The following is a 15455-nucleotide window of genomic DNA, read 5'->3' on the forward strand; positions in this document are numbered from 1 at the left end:
ACGACCGGCCCCGGCCGGCCACCACCGAAAGGCGCAAGGCAATGCCCGATCTCCTCGGCCTCGTCCAGCAGGCCCACGGCGGACTCGACCGCTGGCAACGACTCACGCGGCTCCGCTTCACGGGCTCGGCCGGCGGGACGCTCCCGTGGCCCCGTCCTGACTTCCTTGCCAACACGACCGCCACGCTCCTCACGCGGTCCCAGCACACTGTCATCGAGCCCTTCGGCGCGCCGGGACACCGCGGTGTGTTCACGCCGGAGCGCGTCGAGATCCTCGACGCCGACGGCACCGTGCTCGCCGAACGGGACGAGCCCAGGCGCGCGTTCGAGGGTCATCCGCAGGACCGGCTCTGGGACGGGCTCCAGACGGCGTATTTCGCCGGCTACGCCTTCTGGACCTATCTGACCGTCCCGTTCCTTCTCTCCTGGGACGGTGTCCGGGCCACCGAGCTCGAACCATGGCAGGAGAACGGCGAGACCTGGCTCCGGCTTCAGGTCGAGTTCCCCGACCACATCGCCACGCACAACTCCGTGCAGACCCTTTACTTCGGCGCCGACGACCACCTGCTGCGTCGGCACGACTACAGCGCCGACGTCGTCGCCGGCACCCCGCTGACAGCTCACTACACCGCGGGCTACAAGACGTTCGACGGGTTCGGCTTCCCCACCCGGCGGTGGGTCGTGCGGCGCAAGCCCGACGGCACAACGCTCGCGGCCCCGGTCATCGTCTCGCTCGACATCCACTCCGTGTCCGTGTCCTGAACCGATGGTCTGCGCACACACGGCACCCACCCGTGTCTCCGGCGTCAGGCCGGACCCCCAGCGAAGGATTGGCACCACATCATGGGAACCGTTGAGAAACTCGTCGACCGCAACAGGACGTTCGCCGCGACGCGGTTCAACGACCGGCTGCGCATGAGGCCGGACCTCGCGACCATCGTCATCGGCTGCCTGGACTCACGAGTCGACCCGGCCGTCGTCCTCGGCGCGGAGCACGGCGAGATCCAAGTGATCCGCAACGTCGGCGGCCGGGTCACCCCGCACATCCTGGAGGAGCTCGTCACGCTCCGCGAGGTGGCCCGGGCCGCCACTTCCGACATCGGAGCCGGGTGGGAGGTCATCGTGCTGCATCACACGCAGTGCGGCATCACACTGATCAAGGACCGGCCGGACCTGCTGGGCCCGTACTTCCAGCTCGACGGGAAGGACCTCCCCGGCCTGTCCGTGGGCGACCCGTGGGCCGCAGTCGCCCACGACGTCGGCGCCCTTCGCTCCGAGACCCGCCTCCCCGGCATCCGCGTCTCGGGTCTTGTCTACGACGTGACGACCGGGCTCGTGGAGACCGTCGTGCAGCCCTGATCACCACGCCGCCGACCGCCTCAGAACCCGTTCAACGCGGCAGCGAACGGGGCGGCGAGGGTGAACCACGCCCGCCTGGTGCTCGTGTGCTCTTCCAGGAGCCATTGCGTACACACACACCGAAACGGAGGTTATCGTGACAACCGAGACTCGGGATCACATCGACGTGGTGAACGTGGTCCACCAGCACTTCCGGCGCTGTGACGACAAGGACTTCGCCGGAGCCCGGTCGCTGTGGGCCGACGAAGTGACGATCGACTTCGGCGGTGTGAATCCGGACGCCGAAGGAGTGACCAGCGCCGAGACAGTACTGCGCTCGCTGGAGGGTCTGCTCGGCCCGATGGAGTTCGTGCAGCACATGCTCACCACCCAGGTGGTCACCGTCGACGGCGACGAGGCCACGGTGGAATACCACCTTGAGGCGCTGCATCACCACTCGGCTCTCGGCGAGAGCCAGGATGTGAACACCTGGACGCACTACGGGCGAGGGTCGCACGGCCTGCGCCGCGTCGACGGAGGCTGGAAGATCGTCTCCGTGCGACTCATCGTCCTGCACCACACCGGAAACGCGAACATGCCCGCCGACATCAAGGCGGCCAAGGCGTCAGCGGGCGAGTGAGTGTCGCGGCGGGCGCCCGTGCCGGACCGGCCCGGCGCCTCCCCCGAGGGCGATGCGTGTGGGTGAGCGCCGGTGCGGTGGGCGCCGGGCAGCGGGTCAGCCGAGCTTGAGCAGGAGGTCGGCGAGCTCGACCGGCATGGTGATCATGCAGTCGTGGCCGGTCGCCAATTCCCACACGCGCGCCGGGGCACCGTTGGGCTGTACCGCGGGGACGGGGCGCCGGGCAAAGCCTTCCGGCACGCCGACAACGCAGTGGATATGGGTTCGCGGGATCGTGTTCACGGCGGGGTTGTCCAGCCGTACGGGTTGCTGGAGGCACCGCACCGACTGGTCCGACAGCAACGTGCGCAGCCAAGCGGTGTCCGCCGGGTCGGTGACGCCGAACAGACCTGACGGCGGCGGCATCTCGGGCGGCGGCGGAACCCGCCAGCCAGGGTCGGACTTCGCGGCGAGGTCGATCAGGGCCTGCGTTACGGGCATGACATCGGCCGCGCTCTCGCCGTCCTCCGGGACCATCGCGTCGAGGTAGACCAAATCCGCGATCCGGTCCGGGACTTGGTTGGCCGCGGCGGAGATGACCAGCCCGGCGTAGCTGTGTCCCACGAGTACCACCTCCGTGAGGTCTTCCTCGATGATCAGCCCGACGATGTCGTCGACGTGTGTGTCAAGTCCCACCTCTCGGGTGAGCAGATGCGCCTTGTCGCCGTGGCCCGTCAGCGACGGCGCGACCACTCGATGTCCGGCTGACGCCAGCAACGGCGCCACCCGTTCCCAGCACTGTCCGTTGTGCCAGGCACCGTGCACCAGCAGATAGGTCGTCATGCGTTCGCTCCTTGATGTGCTTGGGCGGGTGGGGACGCGAAGGACGAGCCACCGGCCGGGTTCGCCGGTCTCCGGCCGGCCGGTGCCGGCGGGGCCGTCCGTGCCGATGACGGCCGTGGGGACGACGACCTGTGCGCGGCCGGGGATTACGGGAGGGCCCGGAGAACGAGCCGTGACCACCGCACAGCTCTCCGGACCTGCGCGGCCGAAGCCACTCTTCGTCTCGGTGACGGATGTGCCGGCCATGCGCGTTCCCTTCGCGGACATGCCCGCTCGGCGGGCCACCGACCACGCTGCCGCCGCGGGCTCCGGCGCAGCCAGGGCCCCCGCGATCCTGGGGGTGACAGGGACAGGCACGTGCGCCTTCGGAAAATTAGAGTAGAAAAATGACCGACGAACCCAATCTGCTGGGCGATTACGTGCGCGCCCGGCGTAATCTCGTCACCCCTGAGCAGGTCGGTATCCCGGTTGTGGGGATACGGCGCGTGCCGGGCCTGCGCCGGGAAGAAATCGCGATGCTCGCCGGCATCAGCGCCGATTACTACTTGCGCCTGGAACAAGGCCGCGACCGCAACCCCTCCGTGCAAGTCCTTGAGTCCCTCGCCCGCGCGCTGCGACTCGACGACGACGCAACGGCGCACCTGCTGCGCCTGGGCGCCGACAAACCCCGGCGGCGCCGGCGGCGGTCCCGCGAAGAGACCATCCCTCCGGGCATCGCGAAGCTCGTCGCCACGCTCCCGCTACCCGCCTACGTCGAGGGCCGCTACTTCGACGTCCTCGCCGCCAACGCCTTGGCAACGACTCTGTCACCGCGCCTGGCGGCGGGAGCCAACCGCCTGCGCGACCTGTTCCTCGACCCCGCCGAGCAGGCCCTCTACCCGGACTGGGAGAACGCCGGGGCGGGTCTGGTCGCCGGCTTCCGCGAGTCGGTCGGCACCGACACCGACGATCCCCGGGTCATCGAACTCGTTGGTGAGCTGTCCCTGGCCAGCCCTCGCTTCAGACAGCTCTGGGCCCGCCACGACGTAGACGCGTGCGAAGGCGCGGCCAAGCGCATCGAGCACCCTCAGGTCGGCGGCCTGCAGCTGAACCGGGAGAGGCTGGGCATCGGTGGCACGGCAGGCCAGATGCTCGTCGTCTACCACCCGGACCCCGGCACTGACAGCGCCGACAAGCTGGCACTCCTCGCCTTCGCCATGCGCACACCGGCTGCGCCGCACAGCGCAACCACCGATGCGCGGACAGCGGATGCCGACCGCGGTGAGTCCGGTCGGCGGCCGGCGGCCGATGCCCGGTAGGAGCACCCTCCACGGTTGTCGCCCTGTGGACGACACTTCACTTGTCATCGTTCGGATGACATGTTACAACGGTGTCAGACCGAACGCATTGGCAGTTCCTGCCAGACCTGTGGAGGTGTATCGCGATGTTGATGCGCACTGACCCGTTCCGTGAACTCGACCGGCTCGCCCAGCAGCTCACAGGAGTCAGCGGCACCTGGTCCAGGCCCTCGGCCATGCCGATGGACGCCTACCGCGAAGGCGAGCACTACGTCATCGCCCTCGACCTGCCCGGCGTCACCAAGGACGCGATCGACATCGACGTCGAGCGGAACATGCTCACCGTCAAGGCCGAACGCCGCCCCACCGCCAAGGCCGACGACGTACAGATCGAACTCACCGAACGACCCCTGGGCGTCTTCTCCCGCCAGCTCGTCCTGGCCGACACCCTCGACACCGAACGCATCACCGCCGACTACGACGCGGGAGTACTCACCCTGCGCATCCCCATCGCCGAACGCGCCAAGCCCCGCAAGATCACCATCGGCGGACAGACCGAACACAAGCAGCTCAACCGCTGACACACCCGCACCCCGCACCACACCCACCGCGGAGGACGGGACACCCCCTCACACCCCGTCCTCCGCACCACCCCCCGACACACCGAACACCCACCGACCGCCTGGGGGGGCACCGTCGGAACGTTTCCCCCCGGCGAACGCGGGCAGAGGCTGATCAGCCACCGACCACACACCGTGCCCCGGGACCTCAGCACCGCACCGAGCGAAACCGCCAGCACGGCGGACCACACCCGCCCGGCCCGAACCACCCCCGGCGCCACCCCGACGAGAAAGGCAACGACACTCCCATGCTTCCACGGCGTGAACCGGCCTCCACCCGACCGGGCATGACGTACCACCACATGCTGGAAAAGATCCGGTACGAAGGCGCCTACCCCACCCGGGAACGCGCCGAGGAAGTCACCCAAGCCGTCCTCGGAGCCCTCGGCCGACAACTCACCCCCGAGGACCGCACCGCCCTCGCCACCCGCCTCCCCGCACAAGCCGCCCTCCTCCTCACCCACCAGACCCCCGACCAACACCCCCTCACCGGCTGGGCCTTCGTCAAAGACCTCGCCGCCCGCACCGGCGGGACCCCCGCCACCACCCGCTGGGACACCGGAGCCGTCCTCACCACCATCGCCCACCTCGCCGGCCCCGACCTCCTCGACCGCATCCTCACCCACCTCCCCACCGGCTACGCCCTCCTCTTCGGCCGCGCCGAACTCACCCAAGCCGCCTGACCACCCCGGACAACGCCCGGCAGTGACAGCGGGATACAGCCGGAGACAGACAGGGTGGACTCGCAGTCCAACAGCAGGCGGCCCACACGTGGGGGCAGCAGGGTCTTGCGGTCGGCGCGCCGGACCGCCACCTCATGTGCGACCAGAGTCGGCGGACGTCGCGCTCGCGGCCAGCAGCCGGTCGACGAGTCCGGCGACGGCACGGGCAGCCGGGCCGGTGAACCAGCGGTGCCCGCACTCGCGAGCGGCTGGCCGAGGCGCTGCCCGCGATGGGGCTGAACCTCTCCCCGGAGGACCTCGCCGCATCGAGAAGGCGGTGCCGCCGGGCGCGGCGACCGGCACCGGTCGGCGTTTATGCCGGGACTCGGCGCGGTGAACTGAGCCGCACTCTCCGGTTGTCGGTGTGCCCCCGGCTCCGGAGCCGTTGGAAGTGGCTTCGGAGCCGGGGTCGGTGAACACTGCGCGTGAGGGCACCGCCCTCCGTCCGACCAGCAAGGAGCACCGCGCCGTGAACGTCGAAATCCCCCCACGCATACGCGACACCGCCAGCCGGCTCGGGACCGGTGTCCCCTACGCCCTGAAGGTCTTGGTCGGCCGGCTGGCCGACAGCCCGGACATGGGCCGGCCCTCAGGTCTGTCCGGCATCCTCACCGTGACGGTCGACGGTGACCTCTTCGAGGACTGCCCCACGCTGACCATCGGTTACATTCGCGAGCCGAACCGGATCGAGGTCCGGTATGTGAACCCAACACCCTCCGACAAGCCCGCCGCGAACGCCCAGGACCAGGAAGACCAGGACCAGTCCCCCGACTCTGCTGCCGACGCGGTCACCGAACGAGAGATCGCCGACGCCTGGCAACGCATCATCCGTTGGCTTGAACAGCACGCCCCCGAGTCCCACGCCGCGGTCCGCGTCGGCGTGAGTTCCGACGCCATCACCGCCCTGGAACACGGCCTCGGCACCCGGATACCCGTCGCCCTGCGCGCCCTGTGGTTACTGACCGCAGGCGACGACGGGGTCCATGGCCAGGGATGGCTGCCCGGCAATGAGGCCCTGATGCCCCTCGACGCCGTAGCCGACTTCTACCGGGAGCGGATGGCCGCCCAGGCTTATGAGGACACTGTCCACGCCCGCCACCCCGAGCGCGACCGATTCACGGTGTGGAAGGAAGCCTGGATTCCGGTTGCATCCTTCGGCGTGGCCGATCGCACCTCGGGGCTGTACCTGGACGCCGCGACCGGATACCTGGGCCGATGGTCCCGCTACAACGAAGAGCCCGGCGAAGAACTCGACACCCTGGTCACCTACCTGGAAGAGGCCGCCGACATGCTCGAAGCCCCGGCCCTGGCCACGCGGGACAGGCCCGGTCTGATCGGCGGGACGCTGGTGTGGGGCAGCATGCTCCACCCCGCGCAGGCGGACCACTGGCAGCCCCTGACGATGTCCAGCAGGCTGAGTCCGCGCGGGGTGAGCACGTAGTCGACGCGCGGAGGCCCGGTGTGGTGGGAAGCGGTATGTGCGAGGCCCGGCCGGGCCGGGATCATTCGTGCGGCGGCGGTCCGGAACGCAGCCTGGTCCCGGCCGCCTCCTCCAGCAGCGCGACGACCAGGAGTTCGCCGTCCACGGCGCCGAAGCGGTCCAGGGCCCGCCGGTGGAGGCGCTCGACGGTGTCCGCCATCTCGTGGGGCGTGCCAAGGTGGCGAGCGGCGGCGGTGATCGCCGTCAACTGTTCGTGGATGCGGTCGAGGCCGTAGGAGGCGAGGTAGTCGCCGGTGAACACCGACGGCAGGTCCCGCCGTATGAGGTCGCTGCCGATCGCGCTGTCCGCCAGGGCGTCGCACAGAACACGGAGGTCAATGCCCGCTCGGGATCCGAGCAGCAGGGCCTCGGCGGTCGCCGCCGCCTGGCCGAACCAGAGCAGATTGACCAGCAGTTTGGCCGTGTAGCCGGTGCCGGGGCCGCCCATGTGGGCGATCCGGTCGGGGGCCGCCACGGACTCCAGCAGCGGCCTGCACCGGTCAAGGGTGTCGGCGACGCCGCCCACGAAAAGACGGAGCCGCCCCTGTGCGGCGTCGCCGGGGCTGCCTCCGATAGGTGCTTCGAGAACAGCGACGCCGTGCGCCCGGGCCCGCTCCCGCAGTGGCGCGGCGGCCGCGGGGGCATTGCTCGTCATGTCGATCCACACCGCACCGGGGGCCAGGGCGGCGAACACGGCGTCACCCAGGGCCGCTTCGGCCTCGGCGGGGCCGGGGAGCACCGTGATCAGAACGTCCGCCGTCGTGGCGACCGCGACGGCGGAGCGTCCCCACTCCGCACCCACCGAGCGCACGGCGTGTTCACGCTCGGGCCGCGGGTCGAAAGCGGCCACGCGGTGGCCGGCCCGGACGAGGCGCCCGCACACCGGAGTCCCCATGCGTCCGGCGCCGAGGAGCGCGACACGTGACAGCGCCGGGGCCTGCCGTACGGCATCCGCGGCGCCCACTGCCCCGGCGTTCCCCGGCACCGCGGCCTCCGGGGCCCCCGTGTCCCCTGGGCACGACGGGTCGACATCCATGGCTTTCTCCCGGGTCCGAACGATGACGCGCGGCGTCTCACTGCTGTGACGGAACGAGTAAAAACGAGTAAAACGAGTAACCAACGAGCCGGTCGCCGCGTCAGCAAAGCTCCGACCCGCAGAGATCGCGCGATCCTCGGGGTGCCCCATGTCATAACAGTGGTGCCCCAGGGTCGTCAGCCTGGCGGGCGTAGGACGCGAGGCGATCGGCGAGCGCGACGACGAGGTCGCGCAGTTCATCGGGGCGCTCGATGACAAACGGCCGGTCGAGTGAGGCGAGTACCGGAGGCAGCCAGTCGAGCCGCTCCGCCCGTAGTTCGACGCGCCGCCAGCGCTCGGTCGCCGGGTCCTCGCCCGCCGTGGGCGCCGGCTCCTCCAGGCTCGCGACGCCGGCGGGAAGGTGGGCGCGGATCTGCTCAACGGTCCCGTGGATCCGCAAGGTCACCTCATGCCGGTACGCAGCCGTGGCGAACCCTGACAGCACGCGCTGCGCCGGATCGGGACTCACGGGCGCCTCGAATGAGCCGGGCAGGGTCCTCGCGTCTGCGATGCGATCGAGCCGGAAGGTTCGGGCCTCGCCGACCCCGGGGTCCGTGCCCGTGACGTACCACCGGCCCGAATGGGCGACGATCCCGTACGCGTGCAGTGTGCGTTCGCTGCGCCGGCCGTCGCGGTCGGTGTATCTGATCGAGACCGGCCGGCGGTGGCGTACCGCATCGGCGACGGTGAGCAGGACCCCGGCGTCCGGGGTGGCGAACTCACCGGGCTGATCCGTGAAGGCGAGAGATTCCAGGAGCGTGTCGAGCCGGCGGGCGACGTGCTTGGGCAGCACCCGCCGGATCTTGGCCGACACCGTCTCGCTCGCCGTGCGCTCCGCCGTCATCAACCCTGTCCGGCGGCCGGCGATCAAGCCGAGCAGCACGGCCAGCGCCTCGTCGTCGCTGAGCATGAGCGGGGGCAAACGGTACCCGGGGGCGAGCCGGTAGCCGCCGTAACGGCCGCGCACCGACTCCACGGGCACGTCGAGGTCGATCAGATGACCCACATACCGCCGCACGGTGCGCCCGTCGACGCCGAGCCGGTCGGCGAGTTCGGCCACCGTCCGGGTGCCGCCCGACTGCAGCAGTTCCAGGAGTGTCAGCACGCGGCCAGTGGGGCGAGGCATGTGTACAGCCTAATGCAAATACAGGGCCGATTCTGTCCGCTATTTCTCCTAGCCTGCGAGGTGCGGCGACCCCATCAGCCGCACCTCACCAGCCAAGGAGATCACCATGGACTTTGTCTCGATCCGCATCATCACCGGTGACGTCGCGCGCCTCGTCGAGTTCTACGAGCGGGCCACGGGGGTGCGAGCGACGTGGGCCACTGAGGACTTCGCCGAGCTCAAGACCCCCCACGCCACCCTCGCGATCGCCGGTACCCGCACCGTCGCGCTGTTCGCCCCGGGCTCTGCCCGCCCGGCGGACAACCACAGTGTGATCACCGAGTTCCGCGTCGACGACGTGGACCGCGTTCACCAGAGCCTGACCGGTTTCGTCACCGACTTTGTCAACGAGCCCACCACGATGCCCTGGGGCAACCGGTCGCTGCTGTTCCGCGACCCTGACGGCAACCTCGTCAACTTCTTCACCCCCGTCACCCCGGCGGCCATCGAGAAATTCGCACGTTGACGCCAGACACCGTCGCTCACGCGGGAGCCCGGAATCGCAAGGGCTCCCAGGCAATCGAAAAGCTCGGGGAACCAACCTCATGCGCCATCACATTCAGCCCTGGCCGCTGTTCGCGATGGCCGGGACAAAAATACCTCCCTGAGGGAGGCGATTTCTTTTCCTTGTCCGCGACCGGTGTCCCCGGGACGCTTCCGTCACATGTCCTGCACGGTCGGGCGCACGACGATCTCGTTTACCGCGACGTCAGCGGGCTGTTCCACCGCAAAGACGATACCGCCCGCGCCGCCCAGGACCAGAACCACTTTGCCCGCGATTTCACTATTCACCATTCGCTCCTCCTCTCCCCCGTCAGTGACGGTCAGCGAGGCCCCCCGCGAACCGACAGAACGGGTAGGCGTCGGCCCGCGTTGCCGGAACACCCCCATACGCCCGGCATGAGGACGCCCCTCCGCCTTGCGGCGCACCGCAACCGGCGCCGCTCGCCGATCCACCACGGATGACGGGACAGCCTTTGGGCCGCCGCGCACGACGGGTGGTGTCACAAGAACGATGGCCTCCCGGTCTACGTTGTCGAGCCGACCGGAGGGAGAGGACGTTGTGGCATCACATGGGAACGGCCGAGGCCCTCACCCTTCTTCACCATGTGCCCGAAGACGACAGAGCAAGGTACTGATGTCAATTCAGGACGCCTATGAAAGCGGAATACCCTGCCGGGGGCCGAGGGCGGCCGGTCCCGGAACACCCACCCCGTCCGCGAGACACACGGCCGTACCGATCAGCGTCGCCGTGTACGCGGAGGATGTGATCCTGCGCGCCGGGACGGTTCACCTGCTGCGGCAGCGACCGGAGGTGAAGCTGGTGCCTGACGAGGAGGCGGCCAACGCCCGGATTTCGCTCGTCGTGACGGACTGTGTGAACGAGTCCACCATGCGGCGGCTGCAGCGGCTCCAGCGCAACCCCGCCACCCGCACTGGCCTGGTGGTGGGGTTCTTCGAGGTCGGCGCCATACGGACGATGCTTGAGTGCGGCGTGGCCGCCGTGCTGCGCCGGGCCGACGCCGACCAGGACGAGCTGATGCATCTGATAACCGAGCTGGCCCGGGGAGAAGGCGCCCTGTCGGGCGAACTGCTCGGCAAACTCATTTACCACGTCGGCCGCTCCCACCGCGCCTCCCCCGATCCCAGGAGCCTGACACTGTCCGTACGCGAAGCCGACATGCTCAGCCTGGTGGCGGAGGGTTTCAAAACAGCCGAGATCGCAGAGAAGACCTCCTATTCGGAACGCACCGTCAAAAACGTGCTGCACGGGCTCATCACCCGGCTCGACGTGCGTAATCGGACACAGGCGGTCGCCTTCGCCACCCGGCACGGATTGATCTGAACGGCCCCCAACGGTGTCGGTACAGAACGTAGACCCCGCGGCTCCGTTCTCGGATCACACCAGTGTCCGGCCGAGAAACCCATGCATATAGCCGCTGATGGTGTCCAGTTGGCTCTCCAGGGCGAAGTGTCCGGCCGGCAGGAGGTGAATCTCCGCCTCGGGAAGGTCGCGGGCGAAAGACCGCGCGCCGTCGGGACCGAAGATCTCGTCTCCCTCGCCCCACACTGCCAGCAGTGGCACCTGGCTGGTGCGGAAGTACTCCTGAAGCTCCGGGTAGCCCTCGACATTGGTCGGATAGTCGCGGAACAGCGCGAGTTGAACCTGGTCGTTGCCGGGCCGCTCAAGCAGGACCTGGTCGTGCTCCCAGGCTTCCGGGTCAACGAGAGTGCGGTCCGGGACGCCGTTCTCGTACTGCCAGCGCGTGGTCTCCGGTTTGAATTTCTCCCGCGCGCCCGGCTCCGTATCGGGCCCGGGTGCCGACGCGTAGGCGAACAGCGAGTCCCAGAACGGCTGGGCGAAGCCCTCCATATACGCGTTGCCGCTCTGTGACGTGATCGTGGTGACGTCATAGGACGGGTTGAGAGCCAGCCGCCAGCCGATGGGCGCGCCGTAGTCGTGCACGTAAAGGGAGAAACGACTGATGTCGAGGTGGTCCAACAGCCCCGCGGTTACCGCGGCGAGATTGTCGAAGGTGTAGTCGAACTCGTCCACCGAGGGCATCGCGGACTTTCCGTAACCGATGTGGTCCGGGGCTATGACGCGGTACCGGTCCGCCAGTGCGGGAATCAGGGTGCGGAACATGCGCGAGCTGCTGGGAAACCCGTGCAGCAGCAGCACGACCGGAGCGTCGCTGGGGCCCGCCTCGCGGTAGAAGACCTTCTGGCCATGGATCGTCGCCGTCTTGTGATGGGTGGGGAGCACATCAACCTCCACGGGCTACGCCCTGGGGCGGGTCTGCTCGGACCCGCCCCAGGAGACATGGTCGGGCGCCTCCCAGGGCATCACGGACGACGCACGTCATTCGCTCTCAACCAGAAATGTAATCCTGGCGGCAAATGCGGGCAACATGTGTGATGCGGGCCGTGCTGTGAAATTGGATTAATTGTACGACGCATTCTCGCTTTCCGCCGCAGCACGCTTGACGCCTTCCCTCGCGCCACATTCAACGACCCATCGACTTTGTCATATCGCAAGCTTTGATCCGCGTCGCATCACATTCGATACGGCCCGGAAAAGCTGGCGTGCCCGCCTCGGCGGACCGCACGGGACGAGGTGCCCGGAGGCGGCTCAGCTGAAGTCGCCGGCCCCCACAGTGTCGGGGTCGGGACCGCCGCGCACACCGGTGTCGATCGCGTCGATCGCCGCGACCTCGTCGGCCGTGAGGGCGAAGTCGAAGACATCGAAGTTCTCCGCGATGCGGTGCGGGCGCACGGACTTCGGGATCGCGGACAGACCGTTCTCCAGGTGCCAGCGCAGGACGACCTGAGCCGGCGTCTTGCCGTACCGGGCGGCGATCCCGGTGACGGTGGGGTGAGCGAGCGGGTTCTTGGCCGCGTTGCGCCCGTCCTCCCAGTACTGGTTCACCCCGCCCAGCGGGGACCACGCCTGGGTGACGACGCCCAGTCCGGCGGCGGCCCCGCGCAGCGCGCGCTGCGCGAAGTACGGGTGGAGTTCGACCTGGTTGACCGCGGGCACCACACCGGTGCGGTCGATGAGGCGGTGCAGATGGTCGGCGTTGTGGTTACTGACGCCGATGGCGCGCACCCGGCCGTCGGCGAGCAGCTTCTCCGCCGCCCGATAGGAGGCCACCGTCTTGTCGAACGAGGCGGGAACCGGCCAGTGAAGCAGGTAGAGGTCCAGGTATTCCACACCGAGGTTGGCCAGGCTGGTGTCGAAGGCGCGCAGGGTGGTGTCGTAGCCGTAGTCGGTCAGCCACAGCTTGGTGGTGACGAAGACGTCCTCGCGGTCGATGCCCGAGCGGATGATGCCCTCGCCGACCTCCTTCTCGTTGAAGTACGCGGCGGCGGTGTCGATCAGGCGGTAGCCCTCCCGCAACGCGGTCGCGACCGCCTCGGCGGTTTCCTGAGGGGTGCTCTGGTAGACGCCGAGGCCCAGGGCGGGCATCTGGACGCCGTTGTTCAGCGTGATCGTCGGGCTCTTGCCGGTCATGGTGGTCCTCGCTCGGGTGAGAGTCGGCCGACCGGGGCGCGTACGTCTCCGCACCGGTCGTGCCCCGGTGTTTCGGGACAGGCACCATGCAAGGGGAGACGGCCGTGACGGGGGAGCCTCTGCTGTGCGGGGTACTGGCAGGGACCCCCTCCTCGCGCGCGGCCCGCCTACTCTTTCCCCATGGACAACCGGGACGCAGTCAGCGCATTCCTCCGCTCCCGCCGCGACAAGATCACACCCGAGCAGGCGGGTCTGCCGGTGTACGGCCAGCGGCGGGTATCCGGGCTGCGCCGGGGTGAGGTCGCGTCGCTCGCCGGGGTGAGCGTCGAGTACTACACGCGCCTGGAGCGCGGCAATCTCAGAGGTGTCTCCGACAGCGTGCTGGACGCCCTCGCCCACGCCCTGCGGCTCGACGACACCGAGCGCGTGTACCTGTACGACCTGGCCCGCGCGGCGGGGCAGACGCCTGCGGCGCGGACCCGGCGGACGGTTCGTCCGACGGTGCGGCCGAGTGTGACGCGGATCGTCGAGGGGATGCCGGGGCTTCCGGCGTATGTGATGAACAACCGCCTCGACACACTGGCCGCCAACCCGCTGGGCCGGGCCCTGTACTCGGAGATGTATGCCGACCCGACCTGCGGTGGGAACGTCGCCAGGTTCGCGTTCTTCAACCCGGCGGCCAGGCGGTTCTACGCCGACTGGGAACGGATGGCCCGCTTCGCCGTGGGCGCGCTGCGCGGCGAGGCGGGGAAGAGCCCGTACGACCGCGAACTGTCGAACCTGATAGGTGAACTGTCCACCCGCAGCGATGCCTTCCGCGTGATGTGGGGATCCCACGACGTGTATGCCTTCCGCGACACCACGAAGCGCCTCAATCATCCGCTGGTCGGCGACTTGGTACTCGATCAGGAGACCATGAGTCTGCCGGACGAGAGCGGCCTGAGCGTGGTCGTCTACAGCGCGCCTCCTGGAACCGCCGCCGAGGACGGCCTGACGCTGCTGGCGAGCTGGTCCGCCACACCCGCGCGGGAGCAGGACGCGGAATCCGCGGGCGAAACCCCGCCCCGGAGGCCCTGACGGACAACGCGGTGGCAGGACCGGACTAGCCAGGGGCGCGGGCGCTGCGGACTTCCGTCGCCATGGCCCGGTACACCGACCGTTTTACTTTCGCGTTCCCAGAGGAAGCACTTCATGCAGTACACGACCTTCGGCCGCACCACCGGACTCCGCGTGTCCGAGGTGGCACTCGGTACGGGCACCTTCGGTACCCGCGCCGCCGCCGGTACCTTGGACGCCGGACAGTACCGGCGCCTCGACGAGGTCAGCCGCGTTCCCCTGGGCCGGCCCCACGAGGTGATCGCCTCCGAGCGCTCCGGGCTTCTGGGCGGCGACGCCGCGCGCTTCCACACTCCGGCCCCGCCCGTCGCCTGATCGCCCCGCCGACGGCGCCCCGGACGACATGGACGCGTTCGCCGTGGCGGCGGCAACGGCCCGTGGGCGCTCGGGAGCGGGCCCCTTCGAACGGCCGCCGTCAGGAGGAGGGCCAGCCGAGGGCGTCGAGAGCGGTCTCGGCGACCGCCATGAGTGATGCGCGATCGGGGCTGATGGCGCCCATGACCCGCAGGCCGTGCATCGTCACCACGAGATACCGGGCCAGGTCCCGCGCGTCTCGCTTGCCGGACAGTTGGCCGTCCGCCTGCGCCTCCGCGATGACCTGGTGCAGCGCGTCCTCCAGCAGGTCCGTCGTGGACTGCACATGGGCGGCGACCTGCGGGTCGTGCGCGATCCGGCCCACGGCGGCGCCGACTATCAGGCATGCCCGGCGGCTGCCGTCGCGCACGACCTCGTCCACCACCGCGACCAGGACGTAACGCAGCAGTTCCTGGCCCGGGGCCCCCTGGCGAAGCATGTCGACCAGCGGCAGGGCGTAGTACTCCCGATAGCGGTCCATGGCCGCCAGGTAGAGACCTTCCTTGTTGCCGAAGGCCGCGTACAGCGAGCCACGGCCCACGCCAGTGACGTCGACCAGATCCTGGATCGATGTGCCGTCATAGCCGTTGAGGCGGAAGGCGTTCATCGCCGCCTCCACGGCTTTTTCCGTGTCGAACTCCCGGGCACGTGCCATAGCCCGCGAGTATACGCACGTCAGAACGAACGGTACAGATTCCCCCAGCCCGGCAGAAGACACCCGCCGCCGACCGCTCCGGGGTTCTCACACGGGCCCGCACGTGTGGTCACCGCGACACCATAACTTTACTGACCGATCGTTCCTGATTGTGTTAGCGTCCCGGAGAGCGGGGCG

18 protein-coding genes are annotated in these 15455 nt (G+C 69.2%); 11 read left to right on the forward strand and 7 right to left on the reverse strand.

What is annotated here, in order from left to right; translation table 11 throughout:
• Positions 1-41: 41 nt before the first annotated feature.
• From ABZ707_RS05020 to ABZ707_RS05030, 3 genes are all read left to right on the forward strand, one after another.
• On the forward strand, positions 42-761 hold the full coding sequence (locus ABZ707_RS05020) for a hypothetical protein (RefSeq protein WP_360167886.1): 720 nt from the start codon (positions 42-44) through the stop codon (positions 759-761).
• An 81-nt stretch (positions 762-842) separates the two neighbouring features.
• On the forward strand, positions 843-1358 hold the full coding sequence (locus ABZ707_RS05025) for a carbonic anhydrase (RefSeq protein WP_360167889.1): 516 nt from the start codon (positions 843-845) through the stop codon (positions 1356-1358).
• A gap of 136 nt (positions 1359-1494) precedes the next feature.
• Positions 1495-1977: a nuclear transport factor 2 family protein gene (locus ABZ707_RS05030; RefSeq protein WP_360167892.1), complete on the forward strand. Its 483-nt coding sequence runs from the start codon at positions 1495-1497 to the stop codon at positions 1975-1977.
• 96 nt (positions 1978-2073) lie between these two features.
• On the opposite strand, the gene ABZ707_RS05035 is transcribed toward ABZ707_RS05030, so the two are convergent.
• A complete protein-coding gene (locus ABZ707_RS05035; protein WP_360167895.1) occupies positions 2074-2799 on the reverse strand; it encodes an alpha/beta fold hydrolase in 726 nt (241 codons plus the stop codon).
• 386 nt (positions 2800-3185) lie between these two features.
• Here ABZ707_RS05035 and ABZ707_RS05040 point away from each other — a divergent pair, with 386 nt between their 5' ends.
• The 4 genes from ABZ707_RS05040 (at position 3186) to ABZ707_RS05055 (ending at position 6859) form a co-directional block, all read left to right on the forward strand.
• A complete protein-coding gene (locus ABZ707_RS05040; RefSeq protein WP_360167898.1) occupies positions 3186-4097 on the forward strand; it encodes a helix-turn-helix transcriptional regulator in 912 nt (303 codons plus the stop codon).
• A 125-nt stretch (positions 4098-4222) separates the two neighbouring features.
• Positions 4223-4657, forward strand: a complete 435-nt coding sequence (locus tag ABZ707_RS05045) for an Hsp20/alpha crystallin family protein (protein WP_360167901.1) — start codon at positions 4223-4225, stop codon at positions 4655-4657.
• Between the two features lie 326 nt (positions 4658-4983).
• The gene (locus tag ABZ707_RS05050; RefSeq protein WP_360167904.1) at positions 4984-5379 is read left to right on the forward strand and encodes a DUF2267 domain-containing protein; all 396 of its coding nucleotides are present in this window, start codon (positions 4984-4986) and stop codon (positions 5377-5379) included.
• Between the two features lie 508 nt (positions 5380-5887).
• A complete protein-coding gene (locus ABZ707_RS05055) occupies positions 5888-6859 on the forward strand; it encodes an SMI1/KNR4 family protein (protein ID WP_360167907.1) in 972 nt (323 codons plus the stop codon).
• 61 nt (positions 6860-6920) lie between these two features.
• On the opposite strand, the gene ABZ707_RS05060 is transcribed toward ABZ707_RS05055, so the two are convergent.
• Both ABZ707_RS05060 and ABZ707_RS05065 read right to left on the reverse strand, forming a co-directional pair.
• The gene (locus ABZ707_RS05060) at positions 6921-7934 is read right to left on the reverse strand and encodes an NAD(P)-dependent oxidoreductase (RefSeq protein ID WP_360167909.1); all 1014 of its coding nucleotides are present in this window, start codon (positions 7932-7934) and stop codon (positions 6921-6923) included.
• 151 nt (positions 7935-8085) lie between these two features.
• Positions 8086-9099 carry a YafY family protein gene (locus ABZ707_RS05065; RefSeq protein ID WP_360167912.1) on the reverse strand — a complete coding sequence of 338 codons (1014 nt, stop codon included), beginning with the start codon at positions 9097-9099 and terminating at the stop codon, positions 8086-8088.
• Between the two features lie 106 nt (positions 9100-9205).
• On the opposite strand from ABZ707_RS05065, the gene ABZ707_RS05070 reads away from it, so the two are divergent.
• On the forward strand, positions 9206-9604 hold the full coding sequence (locus ABZ707_RS05070; RefSeq protein WP_360167915.1) for a VOC family protein: 399 nt from the start codon (positions 9206-9208) through the stop codon (positions 9602-9604).
• A 194-nt stretch (positions 9605-9798) separates the two neighbouring features.
• On the opposite strand, the gene ABZ707_RS05075 is transcribed toward ABZ707_RS05070, so the two are convergent.
• Positions 9799-9933: a hypothetical protein gene (locus tag ABZ707_RS05075; RefSeq protein WP_360167918.1), complete on the reverse strand. Its 135-nt coding sequence runs from the start codon at positions 9931-9933 to the stop codon at positions 9799-9801.
• A 343-nt stretch (positions 9934-10276) separates the two neighbouring features.
• On the opposite strand from ABZ707_RS05075, the gene ABZ707_RS05080 reads away from it, so the two are divergent.
• Complete coding sequence (locus tag ABZ707_RS05080; protein ID WP_360167921.1) at positions 10277-10984, forward strand: response regulator transcription factor; 708 nt, start codon at positions 10277-10279, stop codon at positions 10982-10984.
• Between the two features lie 54 nt (positions 10985-11038).
• On the opposite strand, the gene ABZ707_RS05085 is transcribed toward ABZ707_RS05080, so the two are convergent.
• Both ABZ707_RS05085 and ABZ707_RS05090 read right to left on the reverse strand, forming a co-directional pair.
• The gene (locus tag ABZ707_RS05085) at positions 11039-11905 is read right to left on the reverse strand and encodes an alpha/beta hydrolase (RefSeq protein WP_360167924.1); all 867 of its coding nucleotides are present in this window, start codon (positions 11903-11905) and stop codon (positions 11039-11041) included.
• 366 nt (positions 11906-12271) lie between these two features.
• Positions 12272-13153, reverse strand: a complete 882-nt coding sequence (locus ABZ707_RS05090) for an aldo/keto reductase (protein WP_360167927.1) — start codon at positions 13151-13153, stop codon at positions 12272-12274.
• A 180-nt stretch (positions 13154-13333) separates the two neighbouring features.
• Here ABZ707_RS05090 and ABZ707_RS05095 point away from each other — a divergent pair, with 180 nt between their 5' ends.
• The gene (locus tag ABZ707_RS05095) at positions 13334-14230 is read left to right on the forward strand and encodes a helix-turn-helix transcriptional regulator (protein ID WP_360167929.1); all 897 of its coding nucleotides are present in this window, start codon (positions 13334-13336) and stop codon (positions 14228-14230) included.
• Between the two features lie 114 nt (positions 14231-14344).
• Positions 14345-14584 (forward strand): hypothetical protein, encoded by a 240-nt coding sequence (locus ABZ707_RS05100; RefSeq protein WP_360167932.1) that lies wholly within the window; start codon positions 14345-14347, stop codon positions 14582-14584.
• A gap of 100 nt (positions 14585-14684) precedes the next feature.
• Here the strand turns inward: ABZ707_RS05100 and ABZ707_RS05105 are convergent, their stop codons facing one another.
• The gene (locus tag ABZ707_RS05105) at positions 14685-15278 is read right to left on the reverse strand and encodes a TetR/AcrR family transcriptional regulator (RefSeq protein WP_360167934.1); all 594 of its coding nucleotides are present in this window, start codon (positions 15276-15278) and stop codon (positions 14685-14687) included.
• Between the last annotated feature and the right edge of the window lie 177 nt (positions 15279-15455).

Source organism: Streptomyces sp. NPDC006923 (genome assembly GCF_040635655.1).
In the GTDB taxonomy this organism is placed as follows: domain Bacteria; phylum Actinomycetota; class Actinomycetes; order Streptomycetales; family Streptomycetaceae; genus Streptomyces.

What these genes read in the sequence shown, in the direction of transcription:
- ABZ707_RS05080 (WP_360167921.1), top strand. Translation starts at nt 10,277, where the DNA reads ATGTCAATTCAGGACGCCTATGAAAGCGGAATACCCTGCCGGGGGCCG.
- ABZ707_RS05100 (WP_360167932.1), top strand. Translation starts at nt 14,345, where the DNA reads ATGCAGTACACGACCTTCGGCCGCACCACCGGACTCCGCGTGTCCGAG.
- ABZ707_RS05070 (WP_360167915.1), top strand. Translation starts at nt 9,206, where the DNA reads ATGGACTTTGTCTCGATCCGCATCATCACCGGTGACGTCGCGCGCCTC.
- ABZ707_RS05060 (WP_360167909.1), bottom strand. Translation starts at nt 7,934, where the DNA reads ATGGATGTCGACCCGTCGTGCCCAGGGGACACGGGGGCCCCGGAGGCC.
- ABZ707_RS05095 (WP_360167929.1), top strand. Translation starts at nt 13,334, where the DNA reads ATGGACAACCGGGACGCAGTCAGCGCATTCCTCCGCTCCCGCCGCGAC.
- ABZ707_RS05105 (WP_360167934.1), bottom strand. Translation starts at nt 15,278, where the DNA reads ATGGCACGTGCCCGGGAGTTCGACACGGAAAAAGCCGTGGAGGCGGCG.
- ABZ707_RS05035 (WP_360167895.1), bottom strand. Translation starts at nt 2,799, where the DNA reads ATGACGACCTATCTGCTGGTGCACGGTGCCTGGCACAACGGACAGTGC.
- ABZ707_RS05065 (WP_360167912.1), bottom strand. Translation starts at nt 9,099, where the DNA reads ATGCCTCGCCCCACTGGCCGCGTGCTGACACTCCTGGAACTGCTGCAG.
- ABZ707_RS05045 (WP_360167901.1), top strand. Translation starts at nt 4,223, where the DNA reads ATGTTGATGCGCACTGACCCGTTCCGTGAACTCGACCGGCTCGCCCAG.
- ABZ707_RS05090 (WP_360167927.1), bottom strand. Translation starts at nt 13,153, where the DNA reads ATGACCGGCAAGAGCCCGACGATCACGCTGAACAACGGCGTCCAGATG.
- ABZ707_RS05075 (WP_360167918.1), bottom strand. Translation starts at nt 9,933, where the DNA reads ATGGTGAATAGTGAAATCGCGGGCAAAGTGGTTCTGGTCCTGGGCGGC.
- ABZ707_RS05020 (WP_360167886.1), top strand. Translation starts at nt 42, where the DNA reads ATGCCCGATCTCCTCGGCCTCGTCCAGCAGGCCCACGGCGGACTCGAC.
- ABZ707_RS05040 (WP_360167898.1), top strand. Translation starts at nt 3,186, where the DNA reads ATGACCGACGAACCCAATCTGCTGGGCGATTACGTGCGCGCCCGGCGT.
- ABZ707_RS05025 (WP_360167889.1), top strand. Translation starts at nt 843, where the DNA reads ATGGGAACCGTTGAGAAACTCGTCGACCGCAACAGGACGTTCGCCGCG.
- ABZ707_RS05050 (WP_360167904.1), top strand. Translation starts at nt 4,984, where the DNA reads ATGACGTACCACCACATGCTGGAAAAGATCCGGTACGAAGGCGCCTAC.